Origin of the sequence: Paenibacillus sp. EKM301P, from assembly GCF_011800295.1 — a bacterium.
In the GTDB taxonomy this organism is placed as follows: Bacteria; Bacillota; Bacilli; order Paenibacillales; family Paenibacillaceae; genus Paenibacillus; species Paenibacillus polymyxa.
In genome coordinates this window covers 576817-593724 of record NZ_JAALFM010000001.1, presented here as the reverse complement: position 1 = coordinate 593724, position 16908 = coordinate 576817, and the positions used below count along the sequence as shown (strand labels likewise).

Here is a 16908-nt window from a genome sequence, read left to right as displayed (position 1 = left end):
TGTATATTAGGAAGTCTTTTTTATGTGTTTTAGATATGATTTCATGTGATTGATGTATTATAAATCTTATAGAGGATGAAAATGGATGACAGCAATGGTGAATAAGGAAAAAGGTCTTATAAAAAGCTGTGCGGTTAGGATATTTTGTGGAACTTTAGCTCTGCTTTATTTTTTAGTTTTGCTTTCGCCTAACAATGTACAGGCTAATGCCAATATATATCAAGGGGGCTTACTAGATAACAAATCAATATCTATAATGAATTTACGAAATACAGGAATAGCAAGGATTACTAATAATTTGACTGACAATAACATGGATACTGGAGAAACGATAAGTGGACAACGAGTCTATTATAAGTTTGATACTCCAACTGATGTCTCTCAAATTCGCCTAGATTACCAGACGACTGGCGCAACTACTTTACTTCAAGTCTTCAATTCAGATGGAAGCAAAGTTTACTCTACTAGATTAGGTTACCAAGTTCCAACTGAAGTTTCTTTGGATGTTCAAGCTAAAAAGGTTTCCTATATTATTTTCACTCATGAAAATGGACACCCTTATACAATTCATGAATTCAATGTATTTGGTTACTCAACTGATCCAGGTACAGGTAATCCGTCTCAGCCTGACCCAGGTACAGGTAATCCGTCTCAGCCTGATCCAGGTACAGGTAATCCGTCTCAGCCTGATCCAGGTACAGGTAATCCGTCTCAGCCTGATCCAGGTACAGAAAATCCGTCTCAGCCTGATCCAGGTACAGAAAATCCGTCTCAACCAGATCCAGAACAACCTTCTGGTAACCGTGCCATCCTGGTAGTCACCATGACAACTGGTTTAGAAAAGGAATTTGACCTAAGCATGAAAGAGGTAAATGACTTTATTGCTTGGTATAAAGGCAAACAGGCTGGTTCAGGATCTGCTTTATATGCTATTAATAAGCATGATAACAATAAAGGCCCATTCAGCAGCCGAAAGGATTATATGCTGTATGATCGTATCCTAACGTTTGAAGTAAGTGAATACTCTAAATAAAATAAAATACCCTGCTTATAGTGGCAGGGTATTTTTTGTGTTTAATTAAAATGACTGGCAGTTGATATAACTCAAGGTAATTGTCCATTGCCTCTATACTTACCATATTTAGCATCCCATTTGTATGTTGCAAGTGCTAAATCCCATCCACCTACAACCGGGCGGTAATTCTTCCAAAATTCTAATACCTCACCATCTGATTCTATGCGAACTTCTAAATCCCCCATAATAGACAGTTTTTGTTTCAATGTCCCATCTTCCAGTTTGTAGATATACAATTTTGTATTTGATGGGGCATAATTATAAGTTACAGCTACGTGTTTTTCGTTTTTAGCAGGTGAAAATATTTGAATATTAGGTTCTTCAAAAGACTCATCCGAATATATTTCATCTTGTATAAATACTATTATACCTTTTGAATTTATAAGATAAAATTTTCCTGATTTCGTTAGAATAAAACTTTCTGTTTTCTTATCAGAATTGATATCTTCTGTTTTAATTAAAGCGATTTTTTCATTAGGGTACCTTTGGTTAAACTGGGCTTTGGGATCGGAAGAAGCAAAAGCCCAGTTTGAAGATAATAGAAATAAGGTAATGAATATTAACTGGAAAATAGCGGTTCTCATAGAAATCTCCTCAATTTTAGATTGTTAGCTGATCAGATTTTTTTTGAAAGAAAATCATGTTTTATAGTAGTCTATCAGACCTAAGGAAATTTTTCTATTAATAATTACAGAATAGACCAGATGAATTATACTTTCAAAAGTATGGTTGATATCCTGCTGGTAAAAGTCATTCAGGTGTTTTTTATGCGTATGTATTAGACTTTAGAATTCTTGAAACGTATCAGTAAGCCATGCATGATTGGGAAATCAACCATACTTTATGGAACAAACAAATGAGTTATCAAGAGACTGCTAAAGAGTGGGCCAAATATCATAAGTGGAAATAAAAAAAGATCGCTGGTCATGGGAAGCACCAGTGATCTTTTAAAGTTCAAAGAACGGGACATTGAGTAGCAATCAGGAGAGGTAACCTCAGCCCGTCCGTTTTTCCTAGTTTACCTTAATGGTATACACCATTCTCAATTTACCGTTACCGGCGTAAATCTCAACTCTTGCATTCGTTGCAGTAGTGGTGGTTACCACACCGGAAGCAGAAACAGTGACATTTCCGCTCGCCACTTTATAAGTATCTCCAGGGTAATTTGACAACGCATAAGAATAATTACTTTGCAACGTAGCCGTTCTGTAGGATACTCCGTTTACTTGTACAACGGGTGTAATTTCTGGAGAAGGGCCTACTGCTGCGGACGCACTAGGGACAATAATACTCCCAATGAGTCCCAAAGACATAGCTGTTGATAATAATATTTTCTTAGTATTCATAAAAAAATCCTCCTTATGTATGATATGAGCTCCTAAAATATACCATGTAAAATGGTTGCTTTCACTTCATTCGATAAATATTGTAAAAATAATACAATGAAACGATTCTATAGTCTTATAAGATACAAAATAATTAAAATATGACAATTAAAGAAACTCATTTAATATACTGTATTTTTGAGCTATTCTCTATAGCTGGGCCATCTTTGCATAACAAAATAAAAACGGACGTCGGAGTGATTCGTCCGAGATCCGTTTTTCGTATGTGCATGTATGGCACTTGATATCAGTTGACAAGTTGATGTGCAAGCTTCTTGCTACTATCTAGATTTCTTTCGACCATGCGTTGTTTTAATGCAGACAGCTCCGTATTTTGACGAATCGCTTCCGCCACCAACTGGGCGATCTTCCTTGCGCCTTCGTCAGAAAAATGGGTATTATCGGCTACACCAGCTGGGTAATTAGGGTGCGTTTTTTCAGGCAAATGCATAAATAGAAGCTGGGACTCTTTTTCGCCCATGGAACGATAAAGCTGCTGTGATGCTTCGAAAATATCGAGCAACGGTGTCTGAGTTTCCTTGGCTACTTGTCTCATGGCAGCGGGATAGGCTCCTACGGCCAGCGGATCAGGTTCACCGTTTGCGGTAAAGCGGCGGCGGCTTACAGAGGTTAACAGCACTGGAATTCCGCCACGTTCCCGAGCGGACTGAATGTATTGAATTAAGTTTAGACGGTACTCTCCATCAGGATCGGTGTAGCGTGCAGGGTCTTCTTTTTTCTCGTCGTTATGTCCAAATTGAATAAACAAATAATCGCCAGCTTGAATATCTTTTTCAATATCAGCTAATCGCCCTTCTGCTATAAAAGATTTGGTGCTTCGTCCGTTGACGGCACGATTATCCACATGAACAGTAGAGTCCAAATGAGCTTGCAAATGTTCGCCCCAGCCTGTCATCGGTTTTTCGGTTGCCCCTTTTTGGGCTGCAGTAGAGTCCCCTGCGATAAACAGTCGAGTTGTCATCTGTTGTCTTGCCTGCGCATATCCATGTTTTTGTAGCCATGTTTCCGCCAGGTCGAGCCATTGTCTGCATTCAAGGTTGTCCTCGGATAGTCCCAAGCCGTGTCGTCCTTCCTCAAATACATGCAGTTCAAACGGAATACGCTCTCTGGATAATGAGAAAGCGAACAACAGGCTATTTTCTACCGGTACAGCGCCATCATTGGCCGTTGTCCACATAAAAGTCGGAGGTGTCTGTGCAGTCACTTGCCGATCGGATGAAAAGGCTTGAAGCTGCTCCAGGGTCGGCTGTTCCCCTAAAAAGTGCGTACGGCTTCCAAGATGCGTATAAGGATCATGAAATGAAATGACAGGGTATCCCAACATCAGAAGATTTGGTTTTTCCGCTCCGATCGTGGAGACAATGGAGGCCAGGTGACCGCCTGCTGAAAAACCGATGAGACCCACTTGATCAGGGATCACTAGCCAGTCATGCGGTGTTTGGCGAATCCATTGCAGGGCATGTTCTACATCCTCCAGCAAGGAGGTAATCTCGAAATCCCCGACCTGATACTCCAGCACACCCGCATGAATACCTAGATCATTTAACCACCGGGCGATCGGCTCTCCTTCATGTGAGGCCAAATGCTCGTAGCCACCGCCAGGTAACACCAATACAAAAGGACGAGCTTCACGAGCCACTACGGGATAGAGGGAGAGAAAGGAAGTGTCTAACGGAAATTCTTCTTTTACAATCTGTTCTTTAGAACTAACGACATGTAACATAAGAGACCTCCAAATTTCTTTTTAACTGCCGCAAACCAAATAAAATCAACTTAAATTGGAATGATACGGATGTAAAAAATAATGCACACGTGAAAAAAATGATTTAAACCTTGTTATGAAAGCGCTATAATTTGGTGTGATACCAAGAACCAAAGGGGGAGCGCAATGAAAAAAGGAAGAATGTTCTACACTATTTTTATTACGATTCTGGTTTTGGGAATAGGATTGGTGGCCAGCTTTGGCAGCTATATCTATTTTACAACAATTAGCTCCGTTGTGGAGAGAGTTTCCAATACCAAGCAAAGCTACATGGCGCAGATCAGAAATAGCCTGGAACAGAAAATCCAAACCATTGAATACGCTTTTAATACGTATAGCACGACCAGTTCCTTTAATGAAGTTGTCAAAAATCCCATTACAGAAAAAGATTTTGTAGCGTATCGGAATGTAAATACCCAGCTCAATTATATTGCTACGATGGGATTAGAAGGAACCGAGTATTCACTAATAAGTCTAAATCAGAATTGGAGAATCTCCAATGGAAGCCTGTCTTATTTGACGAAAACGGAACGAGAAAAGCTGATTAGTACCTATATCGACCACCAGGATAAGGGACTATTCTGGATTAAAACAGATAAAGGAATCCGTTTTGTGAATACCTTGCCTGTGTTTTCCAAAAAGAAACAGGCCATCGCGCTATCTGATATTTCGTCGCAGACGTTAAGCCATACCATTCAAACAGAGGATCATATGCCTGTGTTTATTTTGAATAAAAAAGGCGACTTAATGTACGAAACTGAGCCTGCTACTCCCTTATTGTCTACTCAGCAGCTTCAGCACATTTCAGAGGTTACTGCTAAATCAAACAACACAGGCATGCTGACATTGGAGAAAACGGAGCATCAGCCAGCGCGGCAAATCATTTATGCTAAATCTGCTTACAACAATTGGACTTACTTAACGGTATTAGATAAAAAAGAGATTGCAAACGCGTTTCAAACGACCAAATTTGGGATTATCATGATGGGCCTTGTATTAACGCTTTTAATGGTGGTGGTGGCATACATCATTGCCATTTACTTTACCAAGCCATTCCAGCAAATAAAACGCAGCTTACCGAAAAATCCCAATTTCGCTTTCAAAAATGAACCTTCTAAAAATGAAATTGAGTGGATTATTAATTCCATCGACAACATTGTAACAGAGAAGGAAAGCTTGGAAAGTCTCATTCAGTCCGAAATGCCACAGTTGGAAACGCAATTGATTCTCAACCTGTTTCGCAAACGTGTTTCCGCAGAGGAATTGGCACGAAAAATGCCACGCTTGGGCTACCCGCAGATCGAGAATCAAGTGTATATTACCTTGTTGGTTCAACTGGATAATCTGGGAGATCGAGAACCTTCGGATAAAGATGTTTTACTGCTGGCTATTAACAAAATCGTAGAAGAAACGATTCCTGAGCAGCAGCGTATGCTTCCCATCATTTTGAACGATAACACCCAGGCTACCATATTAATTTTGGCAGGTAAGAGTGCACAGGAAATGAGAAAGCAAGTGCTGGATCATGCGACCCTTTTGATTCAGAGTGTAAAAGAGTATTTGAATGTATCCATCAGCATCGGTATTAGCACAGCGTATGATAACTTATTAGAAAGTAAAGAAGCTTGTGAGATGAGCAAGCAAGCATTGCATCACCGTTTAAACCTAGGTAAAGAGTCGATTATTTTTTATGAGGATATTTCCATGGTCATTTCAGGTCCGGTGCTGCTGCATTATCCTGCGGAATTGGAATCCAAACTGTTTGATGCCATCCGCATAGGAGATGAAGAGCAGGTATATCATACCGTGCACTCTTTGTTGGCGGAAATGATGACAAAGAACAACCATTCCATGAACTTTGAAGTGCTGCTGGTACGCTTTGTCAATAACCTCATCCAATTAGAGCAGCTATTAGGGATTGAAGTACTGCTAACGCAAGACAATCATGCCTTGTATCACCGTTTGCTGGATATCCGTAACCCGGAGGAGATAGAACGCATGCTGTTAGAACAGGTTATTTTCCCCATGGTAAAAAGCATGAAGGAGAAGACCAACCAGCAATTCCGCTGTCTCTCTGAGAAAATTGCGGCGATTATCCGTGCTGAATATGACCAGGAATTATCATTAGAACTCATTGGAGATCGACTGCATTACAATCCAAATTATTTAAGCAGTATTTTCAAAAAAGAATACGGAACGACGTTTAGTGAATATCTGATGGGCTATCGCCTGCAAATGAGCAAGAAATGGCTCGTTGAGACAGATATGACGATTAAAGAAATCGCCGAGCGGCTTCAATATCATAATTCGCAAAACTTTATCCGCTCTTTTCGGAAAAAAGAACAGGTTACACCAGGGGCTTATCGAAAGATGAAGCAAGCCAATTAACCTTTAACCGCCCCCAGCAAGGCTCCTTTGACAAAGTGCTTTTGCACAAATGGATACACGATTAACATTGGAACGGTCGCTATAACAATGACCGCCATCTTAATCGTCTGCGCAGGCGGGATGACATCTACCGCAGTTCCTTCTGCCTGCATACCACTGGAGACGATAACAATTTGGCGAAGTAAGACTTGAATTGGCCATTTGGCAGAGTCATTGATATAGAGAATGGCGTGCATATACGTATTCCAGTAGGCAACAGCGTAGAATAAAGAAATGGTTGCAATAGAAGGCAGGGCTAATGGCAACATAATTTTAAAGAAGATACCAAAATCGTTGCACCCGTCCATCTTGGCCGATTCCTCCAAATCATCCGGCAATGCCTGAAAAAAGTTACGCATGATAATCAGGTTAAATGCATTAATAGCTACGGGCAGAATCAAGGACCAATACGAATTGATCAGTCCCATGCTTTTGACAACGAGGAATGTCGGAATCATCCCCCCGCTAAACAACATAGAAAACACGACAATGAAGTTAATCGTATTGCGGCCAAGCAGATATTTTCGGGATAATCCATAAGCCATAAAAGCGGTAAAAATCATACTTACAACTGTACCCACGATCGTTACTCCGACTGAAACCCCAAGTCCTCTAAAAATCGTTGGAGTGGATAGGATATAGCGATAAGCATCCAGTGAGAAAGTTACAGGGAATAAAATGAACTTCTTGGCCACTACTTCCTCAGTTGAAGCAAATGAGCTGGCGATGATATTCAAAAAAGGCAAGAGACAAGTGAGGGCAATGAGAATCAAGAGTGTACTGTTTACAATGTTGAAAATACGACTGCCCAGAGATTCTTTTTTTCGTGATTTTGGTTTGATTAATGGTTGTTCCAATGTGGGTGACCTCCTTGTAATCGTTTACATGTAAACCTTATCAAGAGGAAAGAATTCCGTATATAATCAAATCTTGAGGTGTTCTCTAAGCGTGGAAAAAAGAGGATGATCATTAAGTTGTGTAGTAATCATTAGCTAAGGTGAAAAGGCTGTAAAGTAGGCTGTTCGCCTACTTTTGTAAACGCTATCATTTGATGATTATATGCGGAATGACGAAAATAACGTACTCTTGAAAGCGTATACAGGAACGTTTGAAGGAGGTCGAACTAATGAAAGTTTCAAGTGTCCCCGCACCAAACATGAAGATGAAAATGAAAAAGAACAAAAGAACGACGGAAAGCCTTTTACGAATGCAGAAACACAAGCTGCTCTATCTGATGGTTTTACCCGGGTTGGTGTACTTCATTATTTTCAAGTACTTCCCTATGGGAGGATTGGTAATTGCATTTCAGGATTATCAAGCCTTTCAGGGAATTACAGGCAGTCCATGGGTAGGAATGAAGCATTTTATTCGTTTGTTTACAGAGCCTACGTTTTTTATGTTGCTTCGCAATACGCTGGTTTTATTTGCACTGAATATTGTAATCTTTTTTCCATTGCCCATTATATTGGCGCTCATGCTGAACGAGGTTAGGAAGATGTTTTTCAAAAATATAATTCAAACCATCATCTACATTCCGCACTTTATGTCATGGGTTATCATCGTTTCGATTTCTTATGTATTCCTGACGGTGGACGGCGGTGTGCTGAATGAACTGATTGCCGCGCTGGGTGGTGAGAAGATCAGCTTCTTGACATCTCCGCAGTGGCTGCGAACGGTCTATATCGGGCAAGTGATTTGGAAGGAACTTGGCTGGTCTACCATCATTTATTTATCTGCAATTACAGTGGTGGATACACAATTGTATGAGGCAGCAGAGATGGACGGCGCCGGACGTTTGAGAAAGACATGGCACGTGACGTTGCCAGCGATCCGCCCGGTTATTATTACTTTGTTAATTTTGAAAATCGGTAGCACGCTGGATTTGGGCTTTGAACATATGTATCTGCTATTGAACTCATTAAACCGCGAGGTTGCCGAAATTTTTGACACCTATATTTATACTGCGGGCTTAAAGAATGGACAATTAAGTTTCAGTACGACGGTAGGACTTTTCAAAGGTGTAGTAGGTTTAATTCTGATTATGTTCTCCAATCGACTCGCTAAGAAATTTGGTGAGGACGGCGTTTACTAATGACGACGGGAAGGATGCAAAATGGTACGGTTTGTAGAAAACATGAACAAATGGTGCATGCGCCTGCTACGCCTGGTCTACCTTAACTTGCTGTGGACGATTGCGACAATCCTGGGCTTGGGTTTTATAGGTGTAGGGCCTGCAACCGTTGCTATGCTTAGTATTTTAAGGCAGTGGATTCGGGGCAATGAGGAAGTCGCCATTTTCTCGACGTTTGTACGTTACTTTAAAGAAAGCTTTAAGGAAGCAGCCATCATTGGCGGGCTATACAGCCTTGTGGGTTACGTGCTCTACGTGGATATCGTCAACAGCTCATCCTGGTATGTTCGTGTGGTGACACTGATGGGTGCCTTTTTGTATCTTATCTCTTTGGCATACATTTTTCCGTTACTGGCTCACTATGATTGGAAAGGCATCAAGCTGAAGATCAAGATGTCGATCGTAATTGGATTTTCGTATTTACAATATACACTTGTTCTTTTTGTAGCCATTGTCGTGCTTTATGCATTAATTCTAGGCTTATACCCAGGAATTCTAACTTTTGCCGGAGCGAGCATCATCGGTTATCTCGTGATGTGGATGACGCACCAGGTATTCAGCAAAATAGAGCGAGAGGTTCTGGTGAAAGAGGAAGATATGGCATGAATATACAAACGAAAAAGGAGCAAACACGATGAAAAAAAGAACCGCGATGAAAAAGGGAGTATCGGGTCTTCTTGCCGGACTTATGGTCATGAGTGTTTTTCTAACTGCTTGTGGTGACAAGGGGACTGAGGATCAAGCCAGCCAAACCTATGATCCCAAATCCAAACTGGAATTTACCTGGCTAAACGTATTGCATACAGCCTCTCCGCCTACAGAAACGATTAAAAGCAAAATCGAAGAATACACCAATTCCAAAATTACGTTCAACTGGGTGCCGGATGCTTCCAAGGAAGAGAGAATTACCACCGCACTGGCTTCTGGTGAATTGGCAGACATGGTGACTTTGACGATGATGACAAATTCATCAGTGCGTAGTTCATTGAAATCAGGACTATTCTGGGATGTAGGCAAATACTTGGATGATTATGAAAATTTGAAGAAGATCCCGCCTGAAGTGCGCGAAGCTGCTTCTATTGAAGGGGTACTGTATGGTGTTCCGTTCCAGAAAAATCTGGCTCGGGCGGGTCTGGTCATTCGTCAGGATTGGCTCGATCGCTTAGGACTGAAAGTGCCTACCACACTGGATGAGTTGTATGAAGTTGCGAGAGCGTTTACAGAAGATGATCCAGATGGCAATGGAAAAAATGATACGACTGGGTTTGTTGACAGATCGGATCTGCGTTACAGCAGCTTCAAAACATTAAGCTCCTACTTTGGGACACCTAATGGCTGGAAAGTAGATGAAAACGGCAAGTTTACGCCGGAATTTGATACTCCTCAATATTTGGAGACCTTAAAGTATTCCAATAAATTATACAAAAACGGGTATCTCTCCAAAGACTTTGCTGTAACCGCTAAAACGGACCAGCAACAACAATTTGCACAAGGTAAAGCAGGGATTTATACAGGCATGATCGATATCTCTAACCTTAGAACCTTGTCTCAAGGCTTACAAAAAGGGCTGAAGCTGGTACCTGTTAACAAGATTTCGAATGGAGATGGCCAATATCACGTATGGTCTGAAGGAAGCGGGGTAGGAGGCTTGCTGGCATTTCCGAAATCTGAAGTAAAGACAGAAGCTGAGTTGAAGAGACTGCTGCAATTTGTAGATGATTTAATTGACAAAGATGTATATATGTACATGACCGGTGGTATTGAAGGTACTCATTATAAAATCGAAAAAGATGGTTCCTTTAAAATTACGAATACAGATTTGTGGCAAGCAGACGTTCAGCCATTTTCAAGCTCCAGACCAAGTGAAGTGACCTATAACTTAAAGGATGCCAATCCGGAAAAGGAAATGGCTAATGAGTTAGTGCGAGAAAATAATAAATTTGCTGTTCTGGACCCGACAGTGCCACTGGATTCAGCCACCGCTAATGAACAAGGAACAGAGCTGGAGAAAATCATTACCGACGCCTCCTTCAAATTTATTATGGGTGAAATTGATGAAGCCGGATTTAAAGCAGCTGTAGAAAACTGGAAAAAGTCAGGCGGAGCACGAATTACCACTGAGTATGAAGAAGCGTATAAGAAAACGAAAAAATAAAGATATAGGCTGAACATTAGTGGACATGAATTGTCACTACGCAGGCGGATGGTGCTTAACATCGCTGACACTTGTCCAGCACCATTCCGCCTACTGCGTTTTATTCACTTAAAATAAAGACAGGAGAGAACGAAATGCAATTATATAACATTGTAGATTATGGAGCAGTTCAGGATGGTACGACGATGGCGACAGAGGCGATTGCGGCTGCCATTGAAGCAGCAAGTAATGCTGGTGGAGGCACCGTTTTTGTTCCGTCTGGAACATACCTGACGGGTGCTATTATTCTGAAAAGTAACATTGAGCTGCATTTAAGCCCCGGTGCAATTCTTTCCTTCAGTACGGAACTGGCAGATTACCCTGTAGTAGAATCCAGATGGGAAGGCGTTCAGCGGGAAGTACATGCATCGTGCATTTATGGAGAGAACCTTGAGAATATTTCGATTACAGGCAGCGGAACATTGGACGGAAATGGTCAACCGTGGTGGGAAAAGCATCGGAATCACCCTGAAGAGTTGCAGTATCCAAGACCCAAATTAATCAGCTTTGACCGCTGTCAACGGGTCACCATTAAAGACCTCATGTTAAAAAATTCCCCCAGTTGGACTGTAAACCCCATTGCTTGCTATAACGTTACGATTGACAATTTGTCCATTTTTAACCCGGCCGACTCTCCCAATACGGATGGTATTAATCCCGAATCCTGTTCCAATGTTCGTATTAGCAACTGCAATATTGATGTAGGCGATGATTGTATTGCGATCAAAGCAGGAACCGAAGATACCCATGAGCGGATTCCTTGTGAAAATATTACGATTACCAACTGTACAATGGTGCATGGTCATGGTGCTGTCGTACTGGGAAGCGAAATGAGCGGAGATATTCGTAATGTTACGATCAGCAATTGCGTGTTCAAGCAAACGGATCGGGGCATACGTCTGAAATCAAGACGGGGACGCGGTGGAACCATCGAGGATATTCGTATCAGCAACATTGTGATGGAGGAGGTCATTTGTCCATTTATTCTAAACCTGTATTATTTCTGCGGACCTCGGGGCAAGGACAAATATGTGTGGGATAAAAATCCCTATCCAATTACTGATGAAACTCCGTGCTTTAGAAGAATCCATTTTTCCAATATCACGGCACGTCAGGTTCATGCGGCGGCTGGTTTCTTATACGGACTTGCAGAACAATATATTGCTGAAATTACATTTTCCAATATTGATATATCTATGGCTAAAAATGCGATTCCCGGTCGTCCGGCCATGATGACAGGGATTGAAGATATGAATAACCGTGGTTTTTATCTAGGTAATGTGAGGGATATTCGTTTTCAACAGGTTACGATTGAAAATCATGAAGGTCCTGCCTTTTACATTGAAAATGGGGAAGATGTTGAAATCAATCGTTGTCATTCGAAGAATACAGCTCAGCCTGAAAAGCTGATAGAACAAGTAACGATACAACCTTCTGAACAAAATGTTGTGAAATAGGAGGGGATGAAAGGAGCATAAAACGTGGATAAGTTGCAAGCATTGTTGGGAGACCTTCCGGCAGATCGCCCTATAACGGCGACTCTACTGAATCAAGAAGAGCGGGAGGGTTATCGACTGGAGTGTCTCCTGCTGGACTTGAACGGGATCGAGTCTGTACCCGCTTATGTAGCTACACCCTTACAAGGGGACGGTCCGTTCCCATTGGTCGTATTTAACCATTCGCATGGGGGCAACTATACGAATGGACGTAAGGAACTGCTTCATAGCAGTTCTTACCTGCAGCAGCCTTCGTTTGCTACAACCCTGACAGACATGGGGTATTGCGTGTGCTGTATCGACATGTGGGGCTTCAACGAGCGTGGAGGCAAAACCGAGAGCGAGCTGGTAAAAGAAATGCTCTGGCAGGGTCAGGTGCTGTGGGGCATGATGCTGTATGATAACCGTCGTTTGGTAGATTATATGTGTCAGCGTGAGGACATTGATGCTTCCCGTATCGCAACGATCGGTATGTCGATGGGTGGACTTATGGCATGGTGGATGGCTGCTTTAGATGAACGAATACAGGTCACGGTGGATATCTGCGGACAGGTAGATGCCCATACGCTGATCGCTAAAAGGGGATTGGATCATCATGGCTTCTATTCCTATGTCCCCGGCTTGTTGAAGCATTTCACCACGCTGGATATTCAAAAGCGGATCGCACCTCGTCCACGGATGAGTATAACAGGTCAAAATGATCGGATGTGTCCTATAGAAGGAGTCGAGCATTTGGCCAAGGGGTTGTTGGAAGCTTATCAGAAAGCAGGTCACCCTGAGCATTGGCAGCCTGTGATTGCGGGCGGTGGCCATATGGAGACATTGGAAATGCGAACGGCTTGGCAGTCATTTTTAGCTGAACACTTGTAAATCAAATGAAAGGATTGGGGTAACCATGCTAGTCGGAAAAGAATCCTTTTGTGATTTCCACACCATTCAGGAGGCGATTCATGTATTGGAGCAATCGCCTTCCAACGAAATGGAAACGCTAACTATTTTATCGGGTACCTATGAGGAAGAAGTGCGGATTTACCGTTCAAATCTACATATCATAGGCATCGGGCAGGTAGAGATTCGTATGGACCGGTATGCCAAGGAGCGGAATGAAGCAGGTGAGGAAATAGGAACCTTTGCGACTCCGACTTTATTTATAGGCGGCAGCCATCTGATCTTGGAAAATCTCATCATTTCCAACACGGCCGGACAGGGAGAACACATTGGGCAGGCCGTTGCGGTATACGCTCATTGTGATCAAACCGTCTTTAGAAACTGCACCTTTAAAGGGTACCAGGACACGTTATTTACAGGCCCTCTGCCTCCTGCACCCAAAGAACGATTAAAGTTTGGCGGAATTCCTTTGAAAGAACACCATGCACACTATCGCCAGCTTTATCAGCATTGTTACATCGAGGGTACGATAGATTTCATTTTTGGCGGGGCTACCGCTTACTTTGAAGATTGCGAGATTCGTAGTTTGCGTCATCATAAGAACCATACAAGCTACGTTACAGCCGCCTCTACACCGCAAGGACAAACGTACGGCTATGTATTCGATCATTGCTATTTAACCGCAGAGCCTGATATTACTCCTGTTTTTTTGGGCCGTCCATGGCGGGAATATGCCAAAACCGTATTTGTCGATTGTAAAATGGGCGACCATATCGACCCGCGCGGCTGGGACAATTGGGACAATGTCGCGAATGAGAAAACCGTCTGCTATCAGGAATATGGCGGATCTGATGAAATAGCTTTATTACGTAAGCAGCGTGTTCCGTGGGCGGATTGCTTTGAAGCGAGGACAAAAGCATGGAGCAAGGAGCAGGTTTTTGAGGGAGTCACATTTTGGAAAGTAAGGAGAAGTGATGTCTCATGTTGATCCAAAACCCTATATTAAAAGGCTTTAATCCCGATCCGTGTATTACGCGAGTCGAAGATACTTACTATATTGTAGTGTCATCATTTGAGTGGCTGCCTGGAGTACGGGTGTATCAGTCCAAAGATTTGGCTCATTGGGAGCACTGCACGGATATTTTGACTGACCAGATTGATTTGAGAGGGAATCCGAAAAATTGCAGTATTTGGGCACCGCAATTAAGCTATGCGGATAACCTTTTTTATCTGCTCTATACGGATGTGAAAAGCACCAAGCGTCCGTTCAAGGACGTTCATAATTTTGTGATAACGGCACCCACGATCAACGGACCGTGGTCGGAACCCGTTTATCTGAATAGTAGTGGATTTGATCCATCTTTATTTCATGATGAGGATGGACGAAAATGGCTGCTGAACGCGTTGTGGGATTACCGCATGTTGGAAAGTAATAAGTCATCGGGTATTGTCATGCAGGAGTATGACAGCAGTCAACAGCGGCTTGTTGGCGAGCCTATTAAAATTTTTGATTGCACTCCATTGAAGAAGACAGAAGCGCCCCACATCTACAGGCAGAACGGTTATTATTATCTTGTTACAGCGGAAGGTGGAACGGGTACGGGGCATGCAGTTACCGTAGCACGCTCCAAGCAGATAACCGGCCCGTATGAAGTGGACCCGCATAACCCGATGCTTACGTCTCGTGATCTGCTGAATTTCCCTTTACAATGCGCAGGACATGGCAGTCTTGTGGAAACACCGGACGGAGAATGGTATATGGCTCATTTATGTACACGTCCAGTGGAGGGGAAATACGCCATTTTAGGGCGCGAGACAGCGTTACAGCAAGTATATTGGAATGATGAAGGCTGGCTGCGATTAACCGCCGGGGGCCATACACCCCAATTGGAGGTGCCTGCGCCTCAAGGGACAATTTTGGTTCAGCAAGAGCAGCAGAAGTATATTTTCGAAGACTTTTTCGAGGGCCCCACACTTGACAAAACGTGGAACACATTGCGTATCCTGGCGGACGATAGCTGGTGTTCATTAAGTCAACGCCCAGGCTATCTTCGAATCCATGCTGGAGAATCCATACAAAGTCTGTTCCAGCATCACGTGCTTGCCATTCGGCAAACGGATCATCATTTCCGGGTAGAAACAGCACTGGAGTATCAGCCAACCAGCTATTTGCAAATGGCGGGACTTTTGCTGTATCTCAATGAAGAAGACTATTTGTATGCGTATGTTAGCTATGAAGAGGGAGTGGGAAAAGTGCTGCGCATGATGCGCTGTGAAGCTAATTCATTTACGCTAATTCCGCAAGTGATTGCCCTTCAGAATGATTTTCCTGTACATTTGGCTGTAGAGGTTCATGCATCCCATGCACAATTTTATTATGGAGTCGGAGATGAACCTTCCTGGACGCGACTTTTTGAAATACAGGATATCAGCTTTTTGTCTGGAGGATTTACAGGGAATTTTGTAGGTATTGCAGCTCATGATATGCAACAATTCCAAGGAAGCCATGCTGATTTCTCCCACTTCTTATACCATGGTAAGGACCATCTCTCCTCATAAAAATATAATACTGACTATACTGCAAGCACCTTAATGGGTGCTTTTTTTCTTTCGCAGATTACCTTTTCACATTATAATCTCGCAAAATCTCCAAAAAAGCAGTGGTTGCTTTCGTCTCAAATATCGCAGAAGGGGTCAGAAAAGAAAATTTCCGAATGAACGGGAGATTGAGAATATCCAATACTTCTAATGTTCCCAAAGCAAGTTCCTTTTGAATTACCCATTGGGACAGCAAAGAAATCCCCAAGCCTGCTTCTACCGACTCTTTGATGATCTGTGTACTGCCAAAATTCATCATATGAGAAGGATAAAATCGAAGCTGTGCAAACATCTTTTCAGCCGCCTCCCGGGTTCCAGAGCCTTCTTCCCGCAGAATCCAGATGTCCTCATGCAGCTCATTTATATCCACTTGAGATTTACCGGCCAAACGATGATTTTGCGGAACGACAATAACCATTTCATCATCGGCGAAGGATTCAATGTGCAAATGGTCATGCTGAAATTCTCCTTCGATAATGCCCACATCCAGTTGATTATGGATCACGAGCTTTTCAATTTCCAATGTATTGCCGATGGTAATGGAGGGCTGAATGAGTGGGTACTGAATTCTCATTTGCGCAATTACATGTGGTAGTACATATTCACCATACGTGTAGCTTGCACCAATAGACAGGTTACCCTTTGCCGTATGCATTAGCTCATCCACCAAGTACTGCATACGTGTATGGAGTCGGATAATCTCCTGGGCATGATGATACACAATTTCACCTGCTTTAGTTAAGCGCACATATTTATTACTTCGCTCCAAGAGCCGGGTTCCTATACTGCGTTCCAGCGTTTGAATATATTGACTTACCGCAGGTTGGGTCATATGTAGTGCCTCAGCAGCTCGTGTGAAGTTTTGTTTCTCCGCAACCTTAACAAAAACGATTAAAGATTGATCCAAAGCTTGTTCCTCCAATTTAATCAT

Annotated in this window: 14 protein-coding genes; 9 read left to right on the top strand and 5 right to left on the bottom strand. The window is 42.5% G+C overall.

Going from position 1 to position 16908, the window contains the following annotated elements; translation table 11 throughout:
* Nucleotides 1–85: 85 nt before the first annotated feature.
* The gene (locus HFD99_RS25590; protein WP_238797207.1) at nt 86–1033 is read left to right on the top strand and encodes a hypothetical protein; all 948 of its coding nucleotides are present in this window, start codon (nt 86–88) and stop codon (nt 1031–1033) included.
* A 71-nt stretch (nt 1034–1104) separates the two neighbouring features.
* Here HFD99_RS25590 and HFD99_RS02700 read toward each other — a convergent pair whose 3' ends face one another.
* From HFD99_RS02700 to HFD99_RS02690, 3 genes are all read right to left on the bottom strand, one after another.
* Nucleotides 1105–1659: a hypothetical protein gene (locus HFD99_RS02700; protein ID WP_123797385.1), complete on the bottom strand. Its 555-nt coding sequence runs from the start codon at nt 1657–1659 to the stop codon at nt 1105–1107.
* Between the two features lie 429 nt (nt 1660–2088).
* Entirely contained in the window at nt 2089–2421 is a 333-nt protein-coding gene (locus tag HFD99_RS02695) for a hypothetical protein (protein WP_123797384.1), read from the bottom strand.
* 286 nt (nt 2422–2707) lie between these two features.
* Complete coding sequence (locus tag HFD99_RS02690; RefSeq protein ID WP_123797383.1) at nt 2708–4204, bottom strand: GDSL-type esterase/lipase family protein; 1497 nt, start codon at nt 4202–4204, stop codon at nt 2708–2710.
* A gap of 165 nt (nt 4205–4369) precedes the next feature.
* On the opposite strand from HFD99_RS02690, the gene HFD99_RS02685 reads away from it, so the two are divergent.
* Nucleotides 4370–6631, top strand: a complete 2262-nt coding sequence (locus tag HFD99_RS02685) for a helix-turn-helix transcriptional regulator (RefSeq protein WP_167440800.1) — start codon at nt 4370–4372, stop codon at nt 6629–6631.
* Here HFD99_RS02685 and HFD99_RS02680 read toward each other — a convergent pair.
* The gene (locus HFD99_RS02680) at nt 6628–7527 is read right to left on the bottom strand and encodes a carbohydrate ABC transporter permease (protein WP_016821518.1); all 900 of its coding nucleotides are present in this window, start codon (nt 7525–7527) and stop codon (nt 6628–6630) included. The two genes, HFD99_RS02685 and HFD99_RS02680, sit on opposite strands and share 4 nt — an antisense overlap.
* A 269-nt stretch (nt 7528–7796) precedes the next feature.
* On the opposite strand from HFD99_RS02680, the gene HFD99_RS02675 reads away from it, so the two are divergent.
* The 7 genes from HFD99_RS02675 to HFD99_RS02645 all read left to right on the top strand — a co-directional run bounded on the left by HFD99_RS02675 (nt 7797) and on the right by HFD99_RS02645 (nt 15938).
* Nucleotides 7797–8762, top strand: a complete 966-nt coding sequence (locus HFD99_RS02675; protein ID WP_016821517.1) for an ABC transporter permease — start codon at nt 7797–7799, stop codon at nt 8760–8762.
* A 21-nt stretch (nt 8763–8783) separates the two neighbouring features.
* Nucleotides 8784–9407: a YesL family protein gene (locus HFD99_RS02670; protein WP_016821516.1), complete on the top strand. Its 624-nt coding sequence runs from the start codon at nt 8784–8786 to the stop codon at nt 9405–9407.
* A gap of 28 nt (nt 9408–9435) precedes the next feature.
* Nucleotides 9436–10956: an extracellular solute-binding protein gene (locus HFD99_RS02665; protein WP_019688014.1), complete on the top strand. Its 1521-nt coding sequence runs from the start codon at nt 9436–9438 to the stop codon at nt 10954–10956.
* A 134-nt stretch (nt 10957–11090) separates the two neighbouring features.
* On the top strand, nt 11091–12452 hold the full coding sequence (locus tag HFD99_RS02660) for a glycoside hydrolase family 28 protein (protein WP_167440799.1): 1362 nt from the start codon (nt 11091–11093) through the stop codon (nt 12450–12452).
* A 24-nt stretch (nt 12453–12476) separates the two neighbouring features.
* Nucleotides 12477–13361, top strand: a complete 885-nt coding sequence (locus HFD99_RS02655) for a dienelactone hydrolase family protein (RefSeq protein WP_044785317.1) — start codon at nt 12477–12479, stop codon at nt 13359–13361.
* 25 nt (nt 13362–13386) lie between these two features.
* The gene (locus tag HFD99_RS02650; RefSeq protein WP_025365330.1) at nt 13387–14367 is read left to right on the top strand and encodes a pectinesterase family protein; all 981 of its coding nucleotides are present in this window, start codon (nt 13387–13389) and stop codon (nt 14365–14367) included.
* Nucleotides 14361–15938, top strand: a complete 1578-nt coding sequence (locus tag HFD99_RS02645; RefSeq protein ID WP_031461765.1) for a glycoside hydrolase family 43 protein — start codon at nt 14361–14363, stop codon at nt 15936–15938. The genes HFD99_RS02650 and HFD99_RS02645 overlap by 7 nt, the downstream gene beginning before the upstream one ends.
* A 58-nt stretch (nt 15939–15996) precedes the next feature.
* On the opposite strand, the gene HFD99_RS02640 is transcribed toward HFD99_RS02645, so the two are convergent.
* A complete protein-coding gene (locus HFD99_RS02640; RefSeq protein ID WP_031461764.1) occupies nt 15997–16884 on the bottom strand; it encodes a LysR family transcriptional regulator in 888 nt (295 codons plus the stop codon).
* Nucleotides 16885–16908 lie beyond the last annotated feature (24 nt).